The sequence below is a fragment of the Sphingopyxis sp. genome (genome assembly GCF_025869345.1).
Lineage (GTDB): Bacteria > Pseudomonadota > Alphaproteobacteria > Sphingomonadales > Sphingomonadaceae > Sphingopyxis.
Genome location: NZ_JAOZVW010000022.1, coordinates 1 through 263 on the forward strand (window position 1 = coordinate 1; position 263 = coordinate 263).

Here is a 263-nt window from a genome sequence, read left to right on the forward strand (position 1 = left end):
TCGTCATTGCGAGCGAAGCGAAGCAATCCAGAGTAGCGTAAACCGCTCTGGATTGCTTCGCTTCGCTCGCAATGACGAGTTCTACAGCCACCCTTCTTGCCGATACCAGCGCACCGTTTCCGCCAGCGCGTCCTCCGTATCGATCGCGGGCGCCCACAGCGCGGGCGGCGGGCAGGCGCCCTCGGCCGCCACCCAGTCGGGATGGGCGATATAGCGCGCGCGGTCGGGCGTCAGCTTTGCGGCCTTGCGGCGCACCAGCGTGT

The 263-nt window shown here is 66.5% G+C and carries 1 pseudogene; it reads right to left on the reverse strand.

The annotated features are described in order from the left end of the window. Nucleotides 1–81 precede the first annotated feature (81 nt). Nucleotides 82–263, reverse strand: a pseudogene (locus tag OJI97_RS02190) (NAD(P)-dependent oxidoreductase); the annotation flags it as partial.